Source organism: Mangrovimonas cancribranchiae (assembly GCF_037126245.1).
In the GTDB taxonomy this organism is placed as follows: Bacteria; Bacteroidota; Bacteroidia; order Flavobacteriales; family Flavobacteriaceae; genus Mangrovimonas; species Mangrovimonas cancribranchiae.
Window position 1 is genome coordinate 1,954,628 of sequence record NZ_CP136925.1, and the last position, 23,714, is coordinate 1,978,341.

29 protein-coding genes and 1 pseudogene are annotated in these 23,714 nt (G+C 33.3%); 18 read left to right on the top strand and 12 right to left on the bottom strand.

Annotated elements, in window-relative coordinates; translation table 11 throughout:
- The first annotated feature begins 12 nt into the window (after nt 1-12).
- Together R3L15_RS08865 and R3L15_RS08870 are read left to right on the top strand one after the other, a co-directional pair.
- Entirely contained in the window at nt 13-1,041 is a 1,029-nt protein-coding gene (locus tag R3L15_RS08865) for a DUF4405 domain-containing protein (protein WP_338731195.1), read from the top strand.
- Between the two features lie 215 nt (nt 1,042-1,256).
- Nucleotides 1,257-1,991 (top strand): helix-turn-helix domain-containing protein, encoded by a 735-nt coding sequence (locus tag R3L15_RS08870; RefSeq protein ID WP_338731196.1) that lies wholly within the window; start codon nt 1,257-1,259, stop codon nt 1,989-1,991.
- Nucleotides 1,992-2,224: 233 nt separating this feature from the next.
- On the opposite strand, the gene R3L15_RS08875 is transcribed toward R3L15_RS08870, so the two are convergent.
- From R3L15_RS08875 to R3L15_RS08910, 8 genes are all read right to left on the bottom strand, one after another.
- Nucleotides 2,225-2,521, bottom strand: coding sequence for a hypothetical protein (locus R3L15_RS08875; protein ID WP_338731197.1), 297 nt, complete (start codon nt 2,519-2,521; stop codon nt 2,225-2,227).
- A 188-nt stretch (nt 2,522-2,709) separates the two neighbouring features.
- On the bottom strand, nt 2,710-3,093 hold the full coding sequence (locus R3L15_RS08880) for a hypothetical protein (RefSeq protein ID WP_338731199.1): 384 nt from the start codon (nt 3,091-3,093) through the stop codon (nt 2,710-2,712).
- 145 nt (nt 3,094-3,238) lie between these two features.
- Complete coding sequence (locus R3L15_RS08885) at nt 3,239-3,469, bottom strand: hypothetical protein (RefSeq protein WP_338731200.1); 231 nt, start codon at nt 3,467-3,469, stop codon at nt 3,239-3,241.
- 642 nt (nt 3,470-4,111) lie between these two features.
- Nucleotides 4,112-4,498, bottom strand: a complete 387-nt coding sequence (locus tag R3L15_RS08890) for a hypothetical protein (RefSeq protein ID WP_338731202.1) — start codon at nt 4,496-4,498, stop codon at nt 4,112-4,114.
- 448 nt (nt 4,499-4,946) lie between these two features.
- On the bottom strand, nt 4,947-5,336 hold the full coding sequence (locus R3L15_RS08895) for a rhodanese-like domain-containing protein (protein WP_338731204.1): 390 nt from the start codon (nt 5,334-5,336) through the stop codon (nt 4,947-4,949).
- Between the two features lie 2 nt (nt 5,337-5,338).
- A complete protein-coding gene (locus tag R3L15_RS08900; RefSeq protein WP_338731205.1) occupies nt 5,339-5,653 on the bottom strand; it encodes a rhodanese-like domain-containing protein in 315 nt (104 codons plus the stop codon).
- Between the two features lie 108 nt (nt 5,654-5,761).
- Nucleotides 5,762-6,373, bottom strand: a complete 612-nt coding sequence (locus tag R3L15_RS08905; RefSeq protein ID WP_338731207.1) for a thioredoxin family protein — start codon at nt 6,371-6,373, stop codon at nt 5,762-5,764.
- A 6-nt stretch (nt 6,374-6,379) separates the two neighbouring features.
- Entirely contained in the window at nt 6,380-6,904 is a 525-nt protein-coding gene (locus tag R3L15_RS08910; RefSeq protein WP_338731208.1) for a TlpA family protein disulfide reductase, read from the bottom strand.
- 282 nt (nt 6,905-7,186) lie between these two features.
- Here R3L15_RS08910 and R3L15_RS08915 point away from each other — a divergent pair, with 282 nt between their 5' ends.
- From R3L15_RS08915 to R3L15_RS08960, 10 genes are read left to right on the top strand one after another with little or no spacing between them, the layout of a single operon-like run.
- On the top strand, nt 7,187-8,590 hold the full coding sequence (locus tag R3L15_RS08915) for an anthranilate synthase component I family protein (RefSeq protein ID WP_338731209.1): 1,404 nt from the start codon (nt 7,187-7,189) through the stop codon (nt 8,588-8,590).
- A 2-nt stretch (nt 8,591-8,592) separates the two neighbouring features.
- On the top strand, nt 8,593-9,159 hold the full coding sequence (locus R3L15_RS08920) for an aminodeoxychorismate/anthranilate synthase component II (protein ID WP_338731211.1): 567 nt from the start codon (nt 8,593-8,595) through the stop codon (nt 9,157-9,159).
- A 10-nt stretch (nt 9,160-9,169) separates the two neighbouring features.
- Nucleotides 9,170-10,162, top strand: a complete 993-nt coding sequence (gene trpD, locus R3L15_RS08925; protein WP_338731212.1) for an anthranilate phosphoribosyltransferase — start codon at nt 9,170-9,172, stop codon at nt 10,160-10,162.
- A complete protein-coding gene (gene trpC / locus R3L15_RS08930) occupies nt 10,159-10,944 on the top strand; it encodes an indole-3-glycerol phosphate synthase TrpC (RefSeq protein WP_338731213.1) in 786 nt (261 codons plus the stop codon). The genes trpD and trpC overlap by 4 nt, the downstream gene beginning before the upstream one ends.
- Nucleotides 10,941-11,555, top strand: coding sequence for a phosphoribosylanthranilate isomerase (locus R3L15_RS08935; RefSeq protein WP_338731214.1), 615 nt, complete (start codon nt 10,941-10,943; stop codon nt 11,553-11,555). Before trpC ends, R3L15_RS08935 begins: the two co-directional genes overlap by 4 nt.
- Nucleotides 11,552-12,733: a tryptophan synthase subunit beta gene (trpB, locus tag R3L15_RS08940; RefSeq protein WP_338731215.1), complete on the top strand. Its 1,182-nt coding sequence runs from the start codon at nt 11,552-11,554 to the stop codon at nt 12,731-12,733. Before R3L15_RS08935 ends, trpB begins: the two co-directional genes overlap by 4 nt.
- Before the next feature lie 11 nt (nt 12,734-12,744).
- Nucleotides 12,745-13,509, top strand: coding sequence for a tryptophan synthase subunit alpha (trpA, locus tag R3L15_RS08945; RefSeq protein WP_338731216.1), 765 nt, complete (start codon nt 12,745-12,747; stop codon nt 13,507-13,509).
- A gap of 4 nt (nt 13,510-13,513) precedes the next feature.
- Nucleotides 13,514-14,182 (top strand): lysoplasmalogenase, encoded by a 669-nt coding sequence (locus tag R3L15_RS08950; protein WP_338731217.1) that lies wholly within the window; start codon nt 13,514-13,516, stop codon nt 14,180-14,182.
- A 57-nt stretch (nt 14,183-14,239) separates the two neighbouring features.
- A complete protein-coding gene (locus R3L15_RS08955; RefSeq protein WP_338731218.1) occupies nt 14,240-14,734 on the top strand; it encodes a sigma-70 family RNA polymerase sigma factor in 495 nt (164 codons plus the stop codon).
- Between the two features lie 4 nt (nt 14,735-14,738).
- A complete protein-coding gene (locus tag R3L15_RS08960; protein ID WP_338731219.1) occupies nt 14,739-15,380 on the top strand; it encodes a hypothetical protein in 642 nt (213 codons plus the stop codon).
- Nucleotides 15,381-15,384: 4 nt separating this feature from the next.
- Here R3L15_RS08960 and R3L15_RS08965 read toward each other — a convergent pair.
- Together R3L15_RS08965 and R3L15_RS08970 are read right to left on the bottom strand one after the other, a co-directional pair.
- A pseudogene (locus R3L15_RS08965) lies at nt 15,385-16,181 on the bottom strand (lysophospholipid acyltransferase family protein).
- Between the two features lie 50 nt (nt 16,182-16,231).
- The gene (locus R3L15_RS08970; RefSeq protein WP_338731220.1) at nt 16,232-16,873 is read right to left on the bottom strand and encodes a CoA pyrophosphatase; all 642 of its coding nucleotides are present in this window, start codon (nt 16,871-16,873) and stop codon (nt 16,232-16,234) included.
- A gap of 40 nt (nt 16,874-16,913) precedes the next feature.
- On the opposite strand from R3L15_RS08970, the gene R3L15_RS08975 reads away from it, so the two are divergent.
- Nucleotides 16,914-17,615: a peptidylprolyl isomerase gene (locus R3L15_RS08975; protein WP_338731222.1), complete on the top strand. Its 702-nt coding sequence runs from the start codon at nt 16,914-16,916 to the stop codon at nt 17,613-17,615.
- Here the strand turns inward: R3L15_RS08975 and R3L15_RS08980 are convergent.
- Both R3L15_RS08980 and R3L15_RS08985 read right to left on the bottom strand, forming a co-directional pair.
- Nucleotides 17,612-18,217, bottom strand: a complete 606-nt coding sequence (locus tag R3L15_RS08980; RefSeq protein WP_338731224.1) for a trimeric intracellular cation channel family protein — start codon at nt 18,215-18,217, stop codon at nt 17,612-17,614. The two genes, R3L15_RS08975 and R3L15_RS08980, sit on opposite strands and share 4 nt — an antisense overlap.
- Complete coding sequence (locus R3L15_RS08985; RefSeq protein ID WP_338731226.1) at nt 18,217-18,933, bottom strand: RDD family protein; 717 nt, start codon at nt 18,931-18,933, stop codon at nt 18,217-18,219. Before R3L15_RS08985 ends, R3L15_RS08980 begins: the two co-directional genes overlap by 1 nt.
- 32 nt (nt 18,934-18,965) lie before the next feature.
- Between R3L15_RS08985 and R3L15_RS08990 the strand changes: the two genes are divergently transcribed.
- The 5 genes from R3L15_RS08990 to R3L15_RS09010 are packed head-to-tail and all read left to right on the top strand — an operon-like array spanning nt 18,966 to nt 23,705.
- Nucleotides 18,966-19,928, top strand: coding sequence for a stage II sporulation protein M (locus tag R3L15_RS08990; RefSeq protein WP_338731227.1), 963 nt, complete (start codon nt 18,966-18,968; stop codon nt 19,926-19,928).
- Nucleotides 19,925-20,797 carry a hypothetical protein gene (locus R3L15_RS08995; RefSeq protein WP_338731228.1) on the top strand — a complete coding sequence of 291 codons (873 nt, stop codon included), beginning with the start codon at nt 19,925-19,927 and terminating at the stop codon, nt 20,795-20,797. The genes R3L15_RS08990 and R3L15_RS08995 overlap by 4 nt, the downstream gene beginning before the upstream one ends.
- A gap of 3 nt (nt 20,798-20,800) precedes the next feature.
- On the top strand, nt 20,801-21,526 hold the full coding sequence (locus R3L15_RS09000) for a DUF4129 domain-containing protein (RefSeq protein ID WP_338731229.1): 726 nt from the start codon (nt 20,801-20,803) through the stop codon (nt 21,524-21,526).
- On the top strand, nt 21,523-22,740 hold the full coding sequence (locus R3L15_RS09005; protein WP_338731230.1) for a DUF4350 domain-containing protein: 1,218 nt from the start codon (nt 21,523-21,525) through the stop codon (nt 22,738-22,740). Before R3L15_RS09000 ends, R3L15_RS09005 begins: the two co-directional genes overlap by 4 nt.
- Nucleotides 22,722-23,705 (top strand): MoxR family ATPase, encoded by a 984-nt coding sequence (locus tag R3L15_RS09010; RefSeq protein ID WP_338731231.1) that lies wholly within the window; start codon nt 22,722-22,724, stop codon nt 23,703-23,705. Before R3L15_RS09005 ends, R3L15_RS09010 begins: the two co-directional genes overlap by 19 nt.
- Nucleotides 23,706-23,714: the final 9 nt, after the last annotated feature.

Below are 23,714 nucleotides of genomic sequence, written 5' to 3' on the forward strand. Positions count from 1 at the left end.
AAACAACTCATCATGGACAGAAGACTTTTAGGAAACATATTAGTATTTACACTACTCGTATTATTAGCTTCAGGGTTACTCATGTATTTTAACCCCTTTAGCAAAATAGTGGCGTCCATACATACGGTTTTTGGGTTCTTATTCATTTTTGCCATGGCTTTTCATATTATAAACAACAAAAAACCATTATACAATTATCTTTCTGGAAAAAGAAAATCTAGTTTACAGAAGCTTCAAAGTCCTTTAATTATTGTTGTAACAACGGTTATTGTAACCGCCTTATGTTTGAATTTACCTATCTTTAATAAGGTTTACAATTTTGGAAATGAATTGAGAAATAAACAATTGGGAAAAGTTGAAAATCAATTAGATTATCAAATTATAAACCTTAATAATGAACAAAACGGTTTGCAGTTTGAGATAGAATTAAAAAAAGGAGATGCTTTTCAATATCCTTTATTTGCCATTTGGCTAGAAGATAGTATAGGTAATTATTTGGAGACCCTTTACATTTCTAGAGTGATTTCCTCTAGTTCTTATGACTACGGAAACAAAGTAAACGGAACTTGGGAAGCAGCTATAAAACGTCGCCCAGAAGCACTGCCATATTGGTCCCATAAAAGAGGCATAAAAGCTGCTGATGGTTTGTATGTACCACTTAATAACGCTCAAGACATTGATGCTGTTTCTGGTGCTACCCCAACTGGTAATTTTATAATTCAACTAAATAGCAAGTTAGAAAAGTTAAATAATTACAAAGTAATGTTAGAAGTCAACCAATCTTACGACTGGAATACATATTATTCTGAAGACAGATTCCCAGAGGATAAAATCTATTCAGGAACAGGACAAGTAGGTCAGCCTTCCTTGATATACGCAAGCTATGTTCATGATGAAGATATCAAAACTAAACCGTACCATTTCATGACGTTAGTAGGTCATGGTCATCATTCGGGAAAAAATGGGAAACTGTATACAGATTTATCTAATATTACAACGGCTAAAAACATAGCGGATAGAATTATTTTAAACATCAAGTAAAGCCTCAAAATAATTTATGTGCATTGTTAAAAAAAACAGACATTCATCAATTTAAATACGTAAACCATGGAAGAAAATAACTGTTTTACACTTATAAATCCGCAAACCGGTAATTTGGCTTTTAAGCTTCAGTTTTTTAAAATGAAAACCCTTTTGATATCATACAACGGTTAAACCATTATTCTGTCATTTGGATAAAAGAAGGAGCAGGTAATGTGCACGCAGATTTTTCAGACTATACCATAAACGCAAACAGTTTATATTCCTTTTCGCTTTACCAACCTTATCAATTTAAAACTGAAAAACATTTAAGTGGTGTAGCACTTTATTTTCATCCAGATTTTTTTTGCATTCATAAACACCATAAAGAAGTGGCTTGCAATGGTGTATTGTTTAATAACATTTATAATTCTCCATCCATCAAAATAGACAGTAAAACGGAGTTAAATTTTAACATGCTTATTGAGCAATTACAATTAGAAATGCAAAATCCTGCGTTGGCACAATATGAACTTTTGGTATCGTATTTAAAAATTATATTGATAACCGCATCTCGATTAAAAACAGAACAACAAGACGCAGAAAACGTTGAGACTAATAAACATGATGAACCTTTTATTTTACAAAATTTAAAAAACTTTATAGAAACACATTACAAAACCAAACACACCGCTAGCGATTATGCTAACTTGTTAGCTATAACTCCAAAAGCGCTAACCAAATTAACAAAATCTCATTTCAATAAAACGCTTACCGAGTTAATCGCCGAACGCATTGTTATTGAAGCTAAAAGAGAACTGTATTTAACAAACAAAACCGTAAAAGAAATAGCTTTTGAATTAGGTTATAATGATGAATATTATTTTAGCCGATTCTTTAAAAAGCACGTAGACCTATCTCCTCAACTCTTTAGAGAACACATCAATTTTGACAGTGCTACTTTTTCTTGACAAAAAGACTTTAACATCAATATTTCAATCAAAAAACGAACATGTCATGAATACATTGTTGGCAAACGTTATTATTCCTTTTTAATCAACTTTGGTATGTCCTCGTATAACCGTCAGTTACGGGATTAAAGTTAATGATTTTCGGTTAAGAACTGGCGTTAGCAATTCCGAGTGGATTCGGACGTAGTCGAATCCGCCGTAATTGCGGTTATACATTGTTGTACGCAGGTTTTTTAATTCAACCATATTAAAATTCCAATTATTGAAATCAATCCGCAAACAATAAAAATTCCGAAAATTAATCGCTCTTTTCTTTGTTTCTTTTCAGCACGTTTGCGAATCCTTTTTTTTATTTCAGTCAGTTCTTTTTCAGGTACAGTTTTAAAATTCGGTCGTTCCGTTTTCTTGTCAGTTGAGTAAATTCCATCACGATTATTTTCTTTAAACTTTGGCCGATTTGATGGACGTTGTGCTCGGTTTTGTTTCATCCGATTATTCATATCCTGAACGTGTCCTGCTCCAAATGCCATTTTAATTAATTTTTTTTATCGTCAAATTCCGTTTCTTTGCTCAACTTGCGTACAACGGTTTTGGCTATGGTTTCGTTGCGTGAAAATCCGCGAGGACTTTCCGCAAGGAAAGTCAGAAGCAATGAACTATAGCCGGTGTTGGCAAATCGTTTTTGTTTTAATATTAAAGGGGCAGTGATATTTTTCTTTTATTCCATTATGAATGTTTCTATTCTATTATTTCGTTTGATTACGAAACTTGTATCATTATATTTTACAAGCTCATTGTAAATTGTGTCATATAATTGAGTTCTCTTTAGATAAATTCCTTCTTCTGTTTTGTTTCCATTTTTGTACTTAATTCTTTGGATAACAGAATAGTCATATATACTATCCGAAGTGAACTTCATATTGTTAAAAAAAGCAATTTGATTTTTTAAGAATGTTACTCCGTTTAGGGAATCAGAACTTTCAATCCACATTCTTTCCGCAAATTTTTGAGAGATTACTTTTTCAGTATAAGTTTCCTTTGCCTCTTTGCAAGAGAAAAAGCATAAAATAAATAGAAGTAGGTAAGTCTTGTTGTATTTCATTTTAAATGTTTGCCAACTATTGATATGAATAATTAATAAGCAGATAAAACTAATAAATTAAAAACAAACTGGATGAAGTGATTATCAGAAGTTATTAAATTTCACGCTATATATGAAATGGAATGGTTTTAAGGCTGTCTCATTTTCAAACTAACGTACAATCCCTTAACGGTTCACCTATTTTATTATAAAACAACACCACTTCAACAGGCCTTAATTTGCTTTTCTTTTTGGCTTCTTCTAGAGAGATATTTCTGTTTTCAGCAATAATAGGGTTGATATATAATGCAACTTCCTTAGAACTCATGTTTAAATCATGGCTTAGAGATCCTTTGTAACTAGGTTTTACATTTTTAGCAATGTCAAGATTATTCATAAATGGATTGTTGATTTTTAACTTCATAAAATTAAGCCGATACCAAAAAAATCAACAAAAGAATAACTAAGCAACAACCCTTAAAGCAAAAAGTGAATAGTTAGGAGTTAATCCTGAAACCATTCACTTAATATCTTAGGTGACACTCCCAAGGCTGCCTTAGCAAATCCTAATGACGGGGGAGTTTTACTCACCTAAGACAATACAAATATAAAAAAATAGCCTTTCTTCCTCAGGTCGCAATGCGATACCCGCAGTCGGAGAAGCAAGACTACATTACAAATATAAAAAAACAACTAATCAACAACCCTTACATGGGTTGTTGATAATATAAAAACTATCTTAAAACACAAGTGGTTATCCCAAAGAATAATCATTACATTTTTGCAATTATATACTTAGCTTTAATTAATATTTACACACTTTGTTTATATTTATAATATAGTGAATCTTACCACCACTACATCAGTCATAATATCCTTGTTTAATTATACAATGACCCAGAGTAATTAACGGGAACATCAACTATTTTATCTGGAATATTGTCTAAAGCTAATTTATTTTTTATATTTAAAGGACTTAATCCTTGAATTTCAAAAGGCTTTCCCTCTTATTTTGCTCATATGTTGTTGTGGATAATTTTTATTTTTTATAAACATATTCTTCTTTTATTTTTTTTCCAGAGTCAATATCATACCAAACTTCATAGTTAGATTGATAGTATAATTTTAGGTAATCTTTTCTTATTTCAATATAATCGGGATATGACATAAAATTATCAATCTCTTTTCTGCTGCCAAAATTATGAAGAATTTCACCTTGAAAATTAAAAATAAAAATATTATTTCTGCTAAAATTTTCGTCGAGATAATTACAAGGAGGAGTATTTTGTCTTTTAGGCATACCTCTAATTATCATTTTTTCTTTTAAAAAAATTATTTGTTTAATTTCTAAAAAATATTGATTATATAAGTTAAAAGTTATGTTTTCAAAAATTATTTTGTTATTATGGATATCAGTATTTATCATAATTTTTTGTTTAGTTTAAAAAATCAGAAATTGTGCCAAAACTCAGTAAAGAATGAAGTTGGAATAGAAGCATTATTTCCGCCAAATTGTACTCTACCTATAAAGAACTGATATCCAACTCCATCAAGGCCATACAAATTATTAGCAGTCCTACTATACATTTTTGTGCCTCTGGAACGTTATCAAGATTATTCATAAATAGATTATTGATTTTTAACATCATAATATAAAGCCGATACCCAATAAAAATAAACTAAAGAATAACTAAGCAACAACCCTTAAAATAAAAAGTGAATAGATAGAATTAATCTTGAAACTATTCATTTAATATCTTAGGTGATACTCCCAAGGTTGCCGTAGCATATCCTAATGGCGGGGAAGTTTTACTCGCCTAAGACAATATAAATAAAAAAAAAAGCCTCTCAACTTTGAGAGGCTTTTTTTTTTATTACTTTACGGTAACTTGATGGCCTTCATGTTTCCATTGTGAAATACCACCATCTAAATCGTAAACCTTTACAAAACCTGCTTTAATAAGTTTTTCGGCGCATTTGGCGCTTCTTCCGCCAGATTTGCAATACACGATTACAGGCTTTGTTTTATCTAGCTCAAGAATATCTTCTTCAAAAGTATCAGAGTAATAGTCTATATTTTGAGCATGGTCTATATAGCCTTCATTATATTCTTCTGGTGTTCGTACATCTACTAATTGTACATCATCCATATCGAGTAATGTTTGCATTTCTTCTGATGAAACAACTTTAACATTTTCACTCCTATTAATGCACGACATAGCAACTATAGAAAGTAAAACTAAAACAAAGGCTGATTTTTTCATAATTATATATTCTCTACATCACCTTCCCATTCGCTAAAACCACCAAGAAGGTTATGGGTGTTTGTAAATCCTAATTGGTTCATTATAGCACAAGCTTGACCGCTTCTGTTACCTGAACGACAATAAATATAGTAATTTTTTGACTTATCTAGTTTTTCTACTTCATTTATAAATCCTTGTCCCATATAAATATCTATATGTTTGGCATTAGGGATAATTCCGCCTTCTACCTCTTCTTGGGTTCTTACATCTAAAATAATTGCATTATCATCTTCTGATAATTGCGCTAACCATTGGTCTTGTGTTAAATCTGCCATATTATCTTTTTATTTGCAAATTTAAGGTTTTACAAAGACATTTATCATAAAAAAACCGAAGACTTATTTCTTCGGTTTTTTCAATAAAATTAGTTTCTTTTTTAACGGTTATACTTTTATAGTACAACCAATAGCTCTTGTATGTGTTTCTTTAACAGATTTACCTTCTAATAAAGCATCAACAGCTTCTTCTACATACTTTTGGTTAACAGCATTAGCGTCTTTATAATTATCATCAATAGCTCCAATATATTTTACCACATTTCCTTTGTTTTCTTTTTGAAGCACGAAAACATGTGGTGTTTTTGTGGCGCCATATTGCGGATATATTTCCTGACCTTTATCCATTAAATACGGAAATGTAAACCCTTTAGCTTTAGCTCTAGCTTGCATAGCTTCCATACGATCTCCTGATTGTACTTCTGGATTGTTTGGCATAATAGCAATAACAGGATAACCTTTTTTAGCATATTTTTTATCGAGTGCTATTATTCTGTCTTCATAAGCTACTGCATAAGGACATGTGTTGCAAGTAAAGACAACTATAAAGCCTTTGGCATCTTTATAATCGGATAATGATACCATTTTACCATCAATGTTTTCTAATGTAAAATCTGTAGCTACATCGCCTACTTTATAGCCTTGATTATCTTTTATTAAAGTAAATGCCGAAAAAAGCACAACTGTAGTAATTCCTAAAATAAATTTTAGTGTTTTCATAATATGTTAGTTTAAAAATGGTTTGAGTTCGGTTTCAAGCTCGTCGTAAGTGAAGGATTTTTCAAAAAACTTACGTTCTGTTTTGTTAAAAATAAGTGTAGCCGGAATGGCTCCAGACCAATTTTCATTCACCTTAGGAATCCACGTGTTCATACCTGGATCGTCCAATGCTACCACTTTCGACTTTAGATTGTGCTCCTTGATAAATGGCTTTAATTTGCTTTCATACTTAGCAGGAAAATCTAAGCTTACAAGAAGTAATTCCACATTTTTATCTTTGTAATTACTACGTAACTTCTCGAAATAGGGTAGTTCCTTAACGCAAGGTTTGCACCAAGTCGCCCAAAAGTTAACCACATAAGTTGTATCGCTTTGAGTTGAAAGCATTTTTTCAAGCCCTTTAAAATCATAAACCTCAAGATCTATAGCTTCTGAAGTTTCAACACCTTCTTTTTCTGCATTAGGTGTTGTTTTATTCTCTTTACAAGCAACCAATACAATAGTCGCAATTACCAATACAATTCTTTTCATAAGTTTAAAAATAAACACTTCAAACCTTAGCGCTTGTTCATTTAACAAAATTTTATTGCTTTTAATATTCGTATGCCTAAAATAAATTTTCAACAAAAGTTTGAAAAACTGAATTTCGTTTCTATCTTTGACCCATATTAAATTATTAATGAACACAATTTTAAATCATACTTGGTGGTGGAACTTTCGAAACGCAACTTTCGTGAAGTAAACCTATTGTATATTTAAAACTTATAATATCAAGGCTTGTCAATTCACGACAAGCCTTTTTTTTATTTAAAAATGAAAAAATTCAGTCTTTACACACATTACAAAAAAATCCTAGCAGATACCATAACCCCTGTTAGCATTTACTTAAAAATTCGGGATAAGTTTCCCAATAGTATTTTATTAGAGAGTAGCGATTATCACGCCAACGACAACAGCTTTTCGTATATATGTTGCAACCCCATCGCGTCTATAAAAGTTCAAAATGAAACCATAACCGAACAGTTTCCAGATGGCAGTATATTAAACACCAACATAGGACAAAACACAAAGATTTCTGAATCTATCCATAAATTCACAAAGCGCTTTAAAGTTGATGCCGAGAAAAAATTCAAATTCATCAACAATGGTATTTTTGGTTATTTGGCCTACGATGCCGTGCGGTATTTTGAAGACATTGACATTCAGAAAAAAGCCGATCACAATGATATCCCAGATGCTTATTATGCCGTTTACAAAAACATCATAGCCATTAACCACCATAAAAGCGAAGCTTACATTTTTGCGCATTGTTTTAATAACGATAATAACATTGAACAAATCCATCAGCTTATCAAAGCAAGAAATCACGCTGTTTTTAACTTCTCAACAGCTGAAGAACCAAGCTCCAACCTAACTGACGATGACTATAAAAACCACGTAGAATTAGCAAAAAAACATTGTGCTCGCGGCGATGTATTTCAATTGGTATTGTCGAAAAAATTCACGCAAAAATTTAAAGGCGACGAGTTTAACGTGTATCGTGCTTTAAGAAGCATCAATCCCTCGCCTTACTTATTTTATTTTGATTATGGCGATTTTAAACTCTTTGGAAGCTCGCCAGAAGCCCAACTTATCGTAAATAATGGTACCGCTGAAATTCATCCCATTGCGGGAACGTTTAAACGTAGCGGAAATGATGAAAAAGATGCCGAACTTGCCAGAAAACTAGCACAGGATGACAAGGAAAATAGCGAACACGTTATGCTTGTGGATTTGGCTAGAAACGATTTAAGTCGTCATGGCAGTCAAGTTTCCGTAAAAACCAACAGGGAAATTCAGTTTTTTTCGCACGTCATTCATTTGGTGAGTAAAGTCACAGGAAAAATCCACGACAATATTACCACTATGGAGGTTGTCACTGACACCTTTCCTGCCGGGACCCTAAGTGGCGCACCCAAACACAAAGCTATGCAACTCATAGAGCAGTATGAAACCACAAGTCGAGAGTTTTATGGTGGCGCCATTGGATTTATGGATTTTAACGGTAATTTTAATCACGCCATAATGATAAGAACCTTTTTAAGCAAAAACCACAAACTCCATTGGCAAGCTGGCGCTGGAATTGTATCAAAATCCAATGCCGAAAACGAATTACAAGAAGTATACAATAAACTGGGAGCGCTTACAAAAGCGCTAGAAATTGCTGAAAACATTTAATTATGACACACGTTTTAGTAATCGACAATTACGACAGCTTCACTTACAATCTAGTGCATTATTTAGAAGACTTGGATTGCAAAGTTACCGTAAAACGCAATGACCAACTAAATTTGGAAGACGTAGAAGCTTATGATAAAATCCTGTTATCTCCAGGCCCTGGAATCCCTGACGAAGCTGGTTTACTCAAAGACATCATTGCAAACTATGCTGGTAAAAAAAGCATTTTGGGCGTATGCCTGGGTATGCAAGCCATTGGGGAGGTTTTTGGAGGTTCGCTCATCAATCTGGACGCTGTTCATCACGGTGTGGCCACCAAGATTAACATAACGGTAGACGACGAGCCTATTTTTAAAGACTTGCCACATAATATTTTGGTAGGACGCTACCATTCTTGGGTGGTCAACAAGCAACTTCCAGAGATTCTTGAGGCCACGTCGTTTGATGACAATGGTGAATTGATGTCACTCAGGCACAAAATTTTTGACGTAAAAGGGGTTCAGTTTCACCCAGAATCTGTATTGACTCCAGACGGCAAACAAATGCTAAAAAACTGGGTAAATAGTTAAGAGAACAATAATGAAACAGATATTAAACAGACTTATTAATCACGAATATATATCCACCGAAGAAGCCAAACAGGTTTTAGTGAATATTTCCAAAGGCGATTACAACCAGAGCCAAATTGCAGCCTTTCTTACGGTATATATGATGCGCAGCATTACCGTTGAAGAATTGCAAGGGTTTCGCGACGCTTTGTTGGAACTTTGCATTCCCATAAATTTAGAAAGCTACAACACCATAGATTTATGCGGTACTGGCGGCGATGGCAAAAACACCTTCAACATTTCCACTCTAGCGTCATTCATCACTGCTGGAGCTGGTGTAAAAGTTACCAAACACGGTAATTATGGGGTGTCTTCGGTTTCTGGGTCGAGTAATGTTATGGAGTTTTTTGGCGTTAAATTCAGTAATGACGAAGGATTTTTAAAAACCTGTTTGGAGCAAGCCAATATTTGCGTGTTGCACGCCCCGTTATTTCACCCCGCAATGAAAAATGTGGCTCCTATAAGACGAGAACTTGGCGTAAAAACCTTTTTCAATATGCTTGGCCCTATGGTAAATCCTGCATTCCCCAAAAATCAATTGGTAGGTGTTTTTAATTTGGAATTGCTTCGCCTCTACGCCTATCTATACGAAAAAACCGACAAAAACTATTGCATTGTTCACGCTTTGGATGGCTATGACGAAATTTCCCTAACGGGAAATGCCAAAGTTGTAAAAAATAATTCTGAAAGAATATTAAGACCTTCACACTTTAACTCCGATACCTTTAAGCAATCTAGCATTCACGGTGGAAATAGCATTAAAAGTTCAGCTAAAATCTTTGACCATATCCTTTCCGGTCTTGGTACCGAAGCCCAAAACAATGTGGTTTGTGCCAATGCGGCATTAGCTATTTCAACTGTAAAACACTGCAGTTTGGAAGACGCTTATAATTTGGCTCACGATTCCTTAAAAAGCGGGAAAGCAAAAGCGAGTTTCAACACCTTAATTCAATTAAGCAAATGAATATTTTAGACCAAATTGTTACCGACAAACGTCAGGAGATTGCTTTAAAAAAGGCTCTAATTCCCGTATCTCAACTCGAACAATCGGTGTTGTTTGAACGCAATACCACCTCATTAAGTAAACGATTAAAAAACAGTCATTCGGGCATTATTGCCGAACACAAAAGGCGTTCGCCTTCAAAATCGGTCATCAACCAATCATTAAATGTGCAAGCGGTTGCGAAAGGTTATGAAAATGCTGGTGTTTGCGGGATGTCCGTGCTTACCGACGGTAAGTATTTTGGCGGATCTCTGGACGATTTAACACTCGTAAGAGCTAGTTGCAACCTACCACTTTTAAGAAAAGAATTCATTATTGATGAATATCAAATTTTAGAAGCCAAAGCTTATGGTGCCGATGCCATTTTACTTATAGCAGCCATATTAACACGTGATGAGATTAAGCAATTTTCAGAAATTGCCAAACAATTAAGCTTGGAAGTACTTCTGGAAATTCACAATGAAGAGGAACTCAATAAATCCATAATGCCAAGTTTGGATATGCTAGGTGTAAACAATAGAAATCTTAAAACTTTTGAAGTGAATTTGGAAACTAGTAAAACCCTGAGCGCTCAAATCCCCAATGATTTTGTGAAAGTTTCTGAAAGCGGTATTAGTTCTGTCAAAGCCATTAAAACGCTTAAACCATTTGGTTATAAAGGGTTTTTAATTGGTGAAAATTTTATGAAAACCGATAACCCTGGTAACAGCGCAGTACAATTTATAAAACAACTGGAACGATGAAATTAAAAATCTGCGGGATGACATACGAAGACAACATTCTAGAAGTTGCCAAACTGCAACCTGATTATCTGGGCTTTATATTCTATGAAAAATCCCCTCGATATTTTGATAAAACTATTCCAAAACTTCCCAAAACCATTAAAAAAGTGGGGGTTTTTGTCAATGATAACTTAGACAACATCAAAACCAAAATAAAAACACACGATTTACAAGTTGTACAATTGCACGGTCAAGAATCTCCAGAATTTTGCAACAAATTAAACCAAACTGATATTGAAATCATAAAAGTATTTTCAATTAAGGACACCTTTAATTTTGATAAGCTGAAACCTTATGAGCCTTATGTAAATTTCTTCCTTTTTGACACCAAGGGAAAGCTTCCTGGTGGGAACGGTTATGTTTTCAATTGGGATATTTTAAAAAACTATACTGCAACAACGCCTTATTTTTTAAGTGGCGGTATTGGATTGGACAGCATTGAAAACCTCAACAGTTTTTTTAAGACATCGGCTTCAAAACAATGTCACGCCGTGGATGTCAACAGTAAATTTGAAATTAAACCAGGGTTAAAAAACGGCAAATCATTAACTGAATTTAAATCTCTATTATGAGTTACAACATAGATAACAACGGCTTTTACGGCAAATTTGGCGGTGCTTACATTCCTGAAATGTTATACCCAAACGTTGAGGAGCTTCGCCAGAATTACCTCAATATTATGGCTGAAACCGATTTTCAAAAGGAATTTCAGCAACTCTTAAAAGATTATGTTGGCAGACCTTCGCCTTTATATTTTGCCAAACGCTTATCAAAAAAGTACAATACCAAAATTTATTTAAAGCGTGAAGACTTAAATCATACTGGTGCGCATAAAATAAACAATACCATCGGACAAATATTAATGGCAAAACGCTTGGGCAAAACACGCATTATTGCTGAAACTGGTGCGGGACAACACGGTGTTGCAACAGCAACAGTTTGCGCGCTTATGGGTATTAAATGTGTGGTTTATATGGGGGAAATAGACATCAACCGACAGGCACCAAATGTCGCCCGTATGAAAATGCTAGGTGCTACGGTCGTCCCGGCAACTTCGGGAAGCAAAACCTTAAAAGATGCGACCAATGAAGCCATCAGGGACTGGATAAACAATCCTACGGATACGCATTACATTATTGGAAGCGTGGTTGGCCCTCACCCCTATCCTGATATGGTGGCACGTTTTCAAAGTGTGATTTCCGAAGAAATACAAAAGCAATTATTAGAACACGAAAACAGTAGTAACCCAGATTATGTTATCGCCTGTGTTGGTGGCGGCAGCAATGCAGCTGGCGCTTTTTATCATTTTTTGGATGATACCAATATAAAACTTATTGCTGCGGAAGCTGCTGGTCACGGTGTAGATTCTGGTGAAAGTGCTGCAACATCCGCTTTAGGTCGTGAAGGCATTATTCACGGTAGCAAAACCCTGCTTATGCAATCAACTGATGGCCAGATTACCGAGCCCTACTCCATTTCGGCTGGTTTGGATTATCCTGGTGTTGGCCCAATGCATGCTCATTTGTATGACTCTGGTCGCGCAGAGTTTATCTCGGTAACTGATGATGACGCTATGAAATCTGGACTAGAACTTTGCCAATCGGAAGGTATAATTCCTGCCATTGAAAGTGCTCACGCCCTGGCTGTTTTCAGCAAAAAACAATTTAAACCCAATGATGTTGTCGTACTTTGCCTTTCGGGACGCGGCGACAAGGATTTAGACAATTACATTAATTATTTCAATGTTTAAATGAGATAAAAATGAATAGAATTAACAAAGCTCTACAGAGCGACAAAAAACTACTTTCCATATATTTCACAGCAGGTTATCCTGAATTAAAAAACACAACAACCATTCTTGAAAACCTTGAACAATCGGGTATTGATATGGTTGAAATAGGTTTGCCATTTAGCGATCCATTAGCCGATGGGCCAACTATACAAGCGAGTTCTACACAAGCTTTAAAAAATGGTATGACCACCGAAGTGTTATTCGAACAGTTAGAAAATATTAGAAAAACCGTATCTATTCCCTTGATCATTATGGGTTATTTTAATCCTATTTTGCAATTTGGTGTTGAGGCATTTTGCAAACAATGTCAAGCCATTGGGATTGATGGTCTGATTATTCCAGATTTACCGGTTGATGTTTACCAAAATGAATACCAAACCATTTTTGAACGTTATGGCCTAATTAATGTGTTTTTAATCACACCACAAACTTCTGAAGAACGTATTCGTTATATTGACTCAGTTTCCAACGGATTTATTTATATGGTAAGCTCGGCAGCGACAACTGGAAAAACATCGGGCTTTGGAGATGAACAAATGGCATATTTTAATAGGATTTCGGCATTACAACTCAACACGCCTCGAATTGTTGGGTTTGGCATTAAGGACAACGCCACTTTTAAACAGGCGACTACTTACGCCAAAGGTGCCATAATTGGAAGTGCTTTTATAAAGCATTTAAATAAGTTTGGTATTAAAAAAATAGATACTTTTATAAAAACTATAAGAGACTAAACACATGTTTAAAGAGAAAAATTTCATCTTCTTATTTATTACGTTATTAGCCTTAGAACTTCTTTGTTCAAGTATATCGGAACTGAACTCTTTTCGCTATATTACCAAACCACTAATTCTATTATCATTAATTATTTTTTTTAAGAAAAATAATTCTCACTTAGATAAGAGTGTACAAAATCTAACATTATTAGCTTTAGCTTTTTCGTTATTAGGAGACATTTTTTTGTTATTCCCGGATGTATCTCCTCATTTTTTCACACTTGGCTTAGCGGCCTTTTTAATAGCACATATTATGTATGTTTTAGTGTTTTCCAAAAGGGCGAAACCACTCTTTAAAGCCTGGTTTTTTATAATTGTTTTACTAGGTTATGCGGCATTTTTGTTTACTAAATTAGAAAGTGGACTAGGTAATATGCTAATTCCTGTTATTATTTATATGGTTGTTATTTTAAGTATGGCAGCAGCAGCTTTCTTAAGATATAATAAAGTTGTTAAAACTAGTTTTACACTGGTTTTTATAGGCGCACTTCTTTTTTTGACTTCAGATAGTATTCTTGCTTTAAACAAATTTCACAAGCCTATTACTTTTGCTAATATTAGTATTATGCTTACTTACGGTTTGGCTCAGCTTTTAATTGTTTTGGGAATTTTAAAACAAAAAAATGATTAAAACTGTAACAACTTAAGAAGTTAGTATACAAATACATTAAACACCAACCACAAATATTTGAGCAAGTCTTTAGAACATAGTTTTGTTGAATTACTAGAAAAGCATCAAAATATCGTGCATAAAGTTTGTAGGCTTTATACCAATAATCAAGCAGCACATAACGATCTTTTTCAAGAAGTAACCATACAACTTTGGAAAGCTTACCCAAAGTTTCGTGGTGATTCCAAATTTAGCACATGGATGTATCGTGTGGCTCTTAACACCGCCATAACACTATATAGAAAATCGACAAGACGCGTAAAGACACAAGAATTTGATACGGTTCAATTTAAAATAAAAGCTGAGGAGTATGATCGTACCGAAGAAGAACAGCTTAAGCTTATGTATCAAGCTATTCACGAGCTTAACGATATTGAAAAAGCGTTAGTACTCCTTTATTTGGAAGATAAGAATTACAGCGAAATTAGTGAGACTTTAGGAATTACCGAAGTTAATGCAAGAGTGAAAATGAATCGTGTAAAAAAGAAATTAAAAACCATATTAAATCCGTGAGATTATGGATGAATTGGAATTATTAAAAAAAGACTGGCAGAAAAACGACGAAAGATACCCTAAACTATCTTACGACGAGATATATAGAATGATTCTTAAGCGGTCATCCTCTATTGTAAAATGGATTTTTATTATAAGTCTGTTAGAGTTTATTTTTTGGACTGTTATTTCCTTTTTCCTAAAGGATAATGAAGGTATGAAGCGTTTTCAGGAACTTGATTCCGATATGGTTATGATTCCTCTCGCTGTTATTGGGTATGGTATTTTAGCCTATTTCTTTTACTTATTCTTTAGGAACTACAAGCGCATCTCGGCTACCGATAGCGCCAAAGTACTCATGGAAAATATTTTAAAAACCAGAAAAACGGTAAAACAGTATGTTGCGTTTAATTTAATTTACCTTGTGGTTTCAGTAATAGTTGTATTGTGTGTTGAATTTAAAATGGACAGCCAACTAATCTCTCAAGTAAATGAAGCCGCCACTAATGGAGAAGTTTTTAAATTTTATGCTGGAATAGTAATTGCAACCTTTTTATTACTAGCCTTAGTTATTGGAGTTCTCCTCCTATTTTATTGGTTGATTTATGGTATTCTATTAAAACGATTAAATAAGAATTACAAAGAACTAAAACGTTTGGAAGCTTAAAAAATCACCACTCACGTTGTTTATTAAGTTTTTCTTGTTCTTCTAAAACATCCTGCGGTATCACCTTTAAGAATGACGAGTGTTGCTCTATAGCATATTCTATTTTCTCTACAATTTCGGCAACAGATTCATTCTCATAATCTATATCTAAAGGAGTTTTAATTTCCATAGATTGAAGAATATTTTTCTTCTTAATACGCAGTCCTTTTTTATCGAAAGAACGTCTAAAACCATCTATTACAATAGGCACAACAATTGGTTTGTATTGTTTTATAATATGTGCTGTACCACGTCTAATGGGCTTAAAAGGGGTTGTCGTACCTTGCGGAAAGGTAATTACCCAACCATCATCTAGAGCCTTTTTTATGTTAGTAATATCGCTCATTTTCACTTGGCGTTTGACTTCTTTTCCGGCAGAACGCCAAGTTCTCTCTATAGGAATGGCACCAGCATAAGCTAATATTTTAGGTAAGAAACCTGCTCTCATAGTTTCTTTAGCAGCCACATAATAAATATTTAGTTTAGGTTTCCACAAATAACTAATATTTTTTATGCTATCGTCACGATTACTTAAACTCGCATTAAACACATGAAACATAGCCACTACATCGGCAAAATAGGTTTGATGGTTAGAAATAAAAAGCACATTGGTTTCTGGGAGATTTCTTAACACATCAGAGCCTTCAATTTGTAATTCATTGAATCCTCGAAATCGCCTATGACTTATGGCTCCCATTATTCTAATGAGCCATTTTTTTAAAAAAGTATGTGTCCAAAAGGATTTTTCTTAAATAATCCCATAAAATTTGTTAGAAATTAAACAGAACTACAAAAATAATAAATCTTCACGTTTATAAGACCTCATTTAACAAGTCTTTTATTTCACTTAGCATCATTGCTGTCGCTCCCCAAACCACATAACCATTTAATTTAAAAGCTGGAACAACAACATCTTTTTTATACGATGTTGTCACTTTCTTGTTAATCACATTTTTAGGGTTTAAAAAATCTGCTAATGTTACATGAATTATCTCTTCTACTTCTTCATCTTGTTTAGAAAAAACAGGCGTTTTTTTGGTGTAGCCAATAAACGGATATACAAAAAAATTACTTGGTGGAATATAAACTTGGGTTAGACCTCTTAATACATCCACATAATGTCTAGAAACCCCAACTTCCTCTTCAGTTTCTCTTAAAGCAGCACTTTCCATAGATTCGTCAAATTCTTCTAGCTTACCTCCAGGAAAGCCAACTTGTGCAGAATGTACACCTCGATATGTTTTTCTTAAAATAAGAACTAAGCGCGTCATTTTTGTGCTATCTGGGTAAAATAATGCCAATACTGCTGCTTTTCTAGCTGTTTTTATGGCGTCTTTTTGCTGCTCTTGTAATGCTTCTCTAAATGGTGGCGACATTTTAAGTTGCGACAATTCTGCTGGAAGTGGTATATTTTTTATTTTTGGGATTGAATTTAAAAAAGCAGTAAAATCCATTTGTTATAACTTTAATGGAACCTAAAACGACTCCTAAATAATGAAAAAAATCATCTTCATACTTCTCTCTACATTACTCCTTGTAAGTTGTGAAAATAATAAAAATAAAACATCTATATCTAAGTCTAAAACTTTAACGAAACAAAAAACAATAAAAAAAGATTCGGTAAAAAAACCTGAAAGAGAATTCCCGCTTCTTACCGATGACAATGCGATGGAGTTTTTTCTTCAATATGAAAAAGAACATAAAGAAAATAAAGTTAGAATTACTACAGCATTTGGTGATATTGATATTTTACTTTTTAATGAAACTAAATTCCATAGAGCCAATTTTATATTTCTAACAAAGCAACAATATTTTGATAACACCCAGTTTTATCGTGTGGTTAACAACTTTATAATTCAAGGTGGAAGCACCGACGATAGAGATGTTATGAGAAAGCGCACTAAAATAGGAAAATACCTTCTACCCCCAGACACAAAACGAGGCTTTAAACACGACCGAGGCGTAGTAAGTATGCCAAGCAGTGAAATTGAAAACCCTTACAAACTAGCATCGCCTTATGAGTTTTTTATTGTACAACAAAAGGGTGGCGCGCATCATTTAGATGGCGATTACACCATTTTTGGAAAAGTTATAAAAGGCATGGATGTTGTTGATGAAATAGCCAAACAAAAAACCGACGATGGCGAATGGCCTTTACACAACATTTATATTAAAAAAGTTAGGCTTATAGACTAATCTTTATAAATACTTGGCAGACTAATTTTAAACCTTACGGCTAGTAACCTAATAACAATAACAACTAGTCCTGAAATAATAAAAACAAAGTTTTCTACTATTGGTAATTCCTGTAATAAAAAATAGGTTACACCTCCTAAAATACATGCTGTAGCATAAATTTCTTGTCTAAAAATAACAGGGATTTCGTTACTTAAAATATCTCTAATAACACCGCCAAAACAAGCTGTCATTGTACCTAAAGACACACAAATTATAGGGTGTAAACCTATACTTAACCCTTTTTCTATGCCAACAACAGTATATAATCCTATACCAATAGTATCAAATAGAAATAACGATTTTCTTAAATAATTAATTTGTTTTCTAAATATAATAGCAAAAATTGTAGATGTAAATATGACGTAAACATATGTCATATTAGTCATCCAAGATACTGGTGTTTGCCCAATAAGAACATCTCTTAAAGTTCCGCCACCAACTGCCGTTACAAACGCTATAATAAGGACTCCAAAAGGATCCATGCGCTTTTCTTGTGCCACTAATACGCCAGAAATAGCAAAAGCAATTGTTCCTAATATGTCTATAACTTGGAAAAACATTACATTTTTTGTGTATAGTAGTTATAATCTTTTATTACGATAGAGACAAAATCTACTGGTTTTTCTATGGGTTCAACTTGCATAACACTTTTTAGCTGTTTGTATAATGCTAAAACAATATTATGCTGCCCTTTACGAACTGCTTTATCGTAAAGGTTTTTTATAGTTTGCATTTCAGTATCAGAAAAAATAGTTACTTGGCTATATGTAGGCACATAATTATCGGGCAACTCCTGCATTAACGTTTCTTGAATAGAGATTTTAGTCTTTTCGCTAATTACTGTAGTACCAGCAGCGATATCTCCTAATCGCTGTCCATTACCTTTTATTAAAATGGTTAGTACAGCAATACCGCCTGTTGAAATGCTTACATCGACAATACGTAAAAGCCACCGAATTAAATAATTGGAAAACGCTGGTTTAGTACCATCTAATTTAACCACTTTTATTTTCACCACATGTTTCCCTATTGTTTTACCATCCCAAAAAGTTTCAAACAACACATAATACATAAATGCAGGTAGAGATAGTAACAAAAAAACAGCCCAAGAATCAAACATATCAACATCTAATGCATTTAAAATAATAATAATTGAAACCATATAGGCAAATACAATAACACTATCAATAAGATAAGCTAAAATACGATCTCCAATATTAGCCACTTGTTGATGAATCCCTACATTTTGAGCCGTTTCAATTTGAAATTCTTCCATATTTTCTTTTCTTTGAAAGCAAATGTTGTTTTATGCGAGAAGCCGCTTTTGTCAGGCAAAATAAGGATAAATGGTTAAGATTTGAAAGCCTTCTTTCAAATAAAACAAATATAGACCCCAACGAACTCTCTAATTTATACGTAGAAATAACCGACCATTTAAGTTATGCTAAGACGTTTTACCCTAGAAGTAAAACGGCGAGTTACTTAAATCAATTAGCGTCACAAGCGCATCAAAAAATCTATAAAACACAAAAAGAGTCTAAAAATAGAATTATTACGTTTTTTAAAACTGAGTTTCCTTTTCAGTTTTATTATTTCCAAAGAGAATTACTTATAGCCTTTTTAGTTTTTGCACTTTTTGCCATTGTAGGGGCTTTTTCTGCTGCTAACGAAGGCGATTTTGTACGGTCTTTTTTAGGTGACGGTTACGTAAATATGACCCTTGAAAATATTGAAAAAGGCGACCCTATGGCAGTTTATAAACAACAAGGTGAATTTAATATGTTTCTTGGCATTACAATAAACAATATTAGAGTAGCCCTTATGGCTTTTGCTTATGGTATTTTATTGGGTATTGGTTCGCTTTTTGTTATGCTACAAAATGGTGTTATGCTAGGGAGTTTTCAATATTTCTTTTACGATAAAGGCCTACTATGGGAATCGGCTAGAACTATTTGGATACATGGTACTATAGAAATTTCGGTTATTATTATCGCAGGATGTTCTGGATTGGTTTTAGGTAATGGCATGCTTTTTCCAGGAACTTACACTCGTTTAGAATCCTTTAAAAGAGGCGTTAAAAGCGGTTTAAAAATATTAATGAGCACCATTCCATTTTTTATTATTGCTGGCTTTTTGGAAGGCTTTGTTACTAGACATACAGAAATGCCAGATTGGTTAGCTATTCTAATTATTGCCAGTTCTTTGGCACTAATCATTTTTTATTACGTTATTTATCCTATTCAATTACACAAAAAAAATAACCACTCATGAAACAATACATAGAGTTTAAAAAAAGACGCGAATTAGGCGAGATTTTAACAGATAGTTTTGGGTTTATAAGAAACGAGTTTAAACCTTTTTTTAAGCTTATTCTTCAAATATGCGCTCCTTTTTTAGTGCTTTTTTTAATGTCACTCACATTTTATCTATATGCTTCGGGAGGCGTTCTCGATTTTCAGCTAGGACAAACAGCGCTTCCAGAAAATCTTGGTTTAATGTTTTTAGCCTTGGGGCTATTTGCTATAACTGGTCTTATTACTTATGTTTACGCTAATTCTACAGCAATTCATTATATTAAATCTTATATTAAAAATCACGGACAAGTTGAGGCTATTGAGGTAAAGCAACAAGTAAAACAAACTTTTTGGGGCTTTACAGGGCTAAGCATTTTAAAATGGGGAACACTTTTTATCTCTATGATGCTTTGTATTTTACCCGTTTTATACTTTATGGTTCCTATGTTTATTGTGTTTTGTGTATTTATTTTTGAAGATAAAAATGCTACCGATGCCTACAGCTATAGCTACACCTTAATTAAAGAAGACTTTTGGGCTACCTGGGCCTCTATTGTTGTTTTAGGGCTAATTATTAGTGTTGCCGGATATGCCTTTGGGCTTCCAGCAGGTATTTATAGTATGGTAAAAATGGGCATATTTTCTGGTGAAGTTGATCCTGCTACTATGCAAGAATCCTTTATCGACCCTGTGTACATAATTTTAAATATTATTAGCTATCTTTTTAAGTTTGTTTTAAATTTAGTTTTAACTATTGGAGCCGTTTTAATTTACTTTAATTTAAACGAAAAGAAAAATTTCACAGGAACTTTAGAACGTATTGATGCCATTGGTAAAAACGATTAAGTTGTGATAAAATTTTTCTTAGCCTTTTTATTCTGTACCTCTTTAGCTTTTAGCCAAACAGACTCGCTTAGTGTTGTTTACGACAACACAAAAACAGAGACTAAGGAAATCTCTGAAAAAAGCTTAGAAAAATACAAAGACAACCCCAACTTTAACTATACAGAGAAACCTGAAAGCACTTCGATTATAGCTAAGTTTTTTAGATGGTTAAAAAACATCGTTTTAAAAATTTTTGAATACATTTTTGGAGTTGAAAAAGCGACAGGCATTTTAAGTTTCATATTAAAAACGGTTCCTTATCTGCTTCTTGGTTTTTTAGTTTTTCTTTTAGTTAGGCTGTTTTTAAAGTATAATCAAAAACATATTCATACGCCGCAAAAGCTAGCAAACATTACAATATCTGATGAAGAACATATTATTAAAAATGAAGATATTGAAGCTCTAATTTCAAATGCATTAAAAGAACAAAACTATAGACTCGCCATTAGGTATTACTATTTACTTTCTTTAAAATATTTAACCGAAAAAAAGTTAATAGACTGGCAACAACAAAAAACAAATACCGATTATATTTCTGAGCTTGAATCGGAAGGCTTAAAGCACGATTTTGAACAAGCAACACATGTTTACGATTATGTATGGTATGGCGAATTTCAAGTAGAAAACACCAAATTTGAAAGCCTAAAAACTATTTTTGAAACCCTTAATAACTCCATTAAAGCCATTTGACAAAAAAAGCGAAAATATATATTGCCTTAATTGTTTTTACCATGCTATCGCTTGTGGCTTACGAGTATTTAAAGCCCAAAGAGATTAATTGGTTTCCATCGTATGCCAAACATCATAAAATTCCATTTGGTACTTATGTACTTCACGAGCAACTAGAAAACATTTTCCCTAAAACAAAAGATGTTACTATTCCGCCATTCGAGTTTTTAAAAAACGACACCATTACAGGTTCCTACTTTTTTGTAAATAACAGTCTTGAATTCGATAAAAGTGAAACCGAAAAACTATTGTCTTGGGCAAGCAAAGGCAATACGCTTTTTATAGCTTCAGAAAATTTCTCAAATACCTTATTAGATACGCTAAACCTTGAAACAAGCATAATAAGTAATTTAGATAACATTGAAAATGTGTATGGGTTACAGTTAAAAAACAAGCACCTTAATCAAGACATTGTATCGTTTGAAAAAGCTGATTACATTACTTATTTTAAAGAAATAGACACGCTTAAGGCTAAAGTTATTGGTGTTGTCGATAATTTTGATAGTTATTCAGCAATTAAAAATGAACATGTCAATATTATTAAGCAAAATTTTGGAAACGGCACCATCATTTTATGTGCTTTCCCACAAGCATTCACCAACTATTTTATACTTGAAAATAATACAGTACAATTTACAGCTAGCCTATTATCGTATTTAAACGCTAAAGAAACCATCTATATAGATAATCATTATAAATCAGGAAAAACATTTTACACCTCGCCATTACACATCATGCTTAATACTAAGCAATTAAAATGGGCGTATTACATTATGTTAATTGGTGTGTTGTTTTATATTCTATTTGATGGTAAACGAAAACAACGTGCTATTCCTGTAATTACACCTTTAAAAAACCAAACCGTAAACTTTACTCAAACGGTTGCCAACATGTATCTAAATAAAGGCAATCATAAAGATATTTTAAATCATAAAATAAAACACTTTTTAGATTATATTAGGCAGCATTACAATCTAGACACTAACGATATTAACGACACATTCCTTAATCATCTAGCCTCTAGAAGTAATAATACTATTGAAGATACCAAAGCCCTATTTAATAATATAATCGCGCTACAAAACAGAACGCATATTAATCAAAAAGAACTAGAAGACATTAACACGTTAATAGATTCTTACAAACATAACAACGCATGGAAGACGAAAACTTAGACTTTAACAATAGGATTTCTTTAACCGAACTAAAACAAGCCGTAGACAACATTAAAGCCGAATTGGGTAAAGTTATTATTGGTCAAGACAACTTTATCGAGTTACTTATTGTAGCACTTTTAGCCGATGGTCACGTATTAATTGAAGGCGTGCCAGGTATTGCTAAAACAGTTACAGCAAAACTTTTTGCTAAGTCTTTAAAAACAGAGTTTAGTCGCATTCAATTTACACCAGATTTAATGCCTAGCGATGTTTTAGGAACCTCAATTTTTAACACTAAAATATCCGATTTCGAATTTAAGCAAGGCCCTATTTTTTCAAATATTGTTTTAATAGATGAAATAAACCGTGCGCCAGCAAAAACGCAAGCTGCTTTGTTTGAAACTATGGAGGAACGCCAAGCTACCATAGATGGAAACACATATAAGTTTAAAAATCCTTTTATGGTTTTGGCTACTCAAAACCCTATAGAGCAAGAAGGTACTTATGCGTTACCCGAAGCACAACTGGATCGTTTTATTTTTAAAATAAAAGTTGATTATCCATCTCTTGAAGAAGAAATAAAAATTATTGAAAGTCACCACAATCGTAAAGGCGAGAAACCACAAACCGTTATTTCTCCTGTTCTAGATGCCGAAAAACTGGCCGATTTTAAAACCAAAACTCAAGAGGTTATTGTTGAAGGAAAAATTATAAATTACATTGCCGAGATTGTTCAAAAAACAAGAAATCATCCGCACTTATATTTAGGTGGTTCTCCAAGAGCTTCTTTAGCCATATTAAACACATCAAAAGCATTTGCAGCCATAAACGGTCGTGATTTTGTAACTCCAGAAGATGTCAAAAAATCGTTAACTCCCGTTTTAAATCACCGTATTATTTTAACTCCAGAACGCGAAATGGAAGGCATGACAACAGAAAATGTTGTAGAAATGATTGTTCAATCTGTTGAAATACCTAGGTAACTCCTTAAT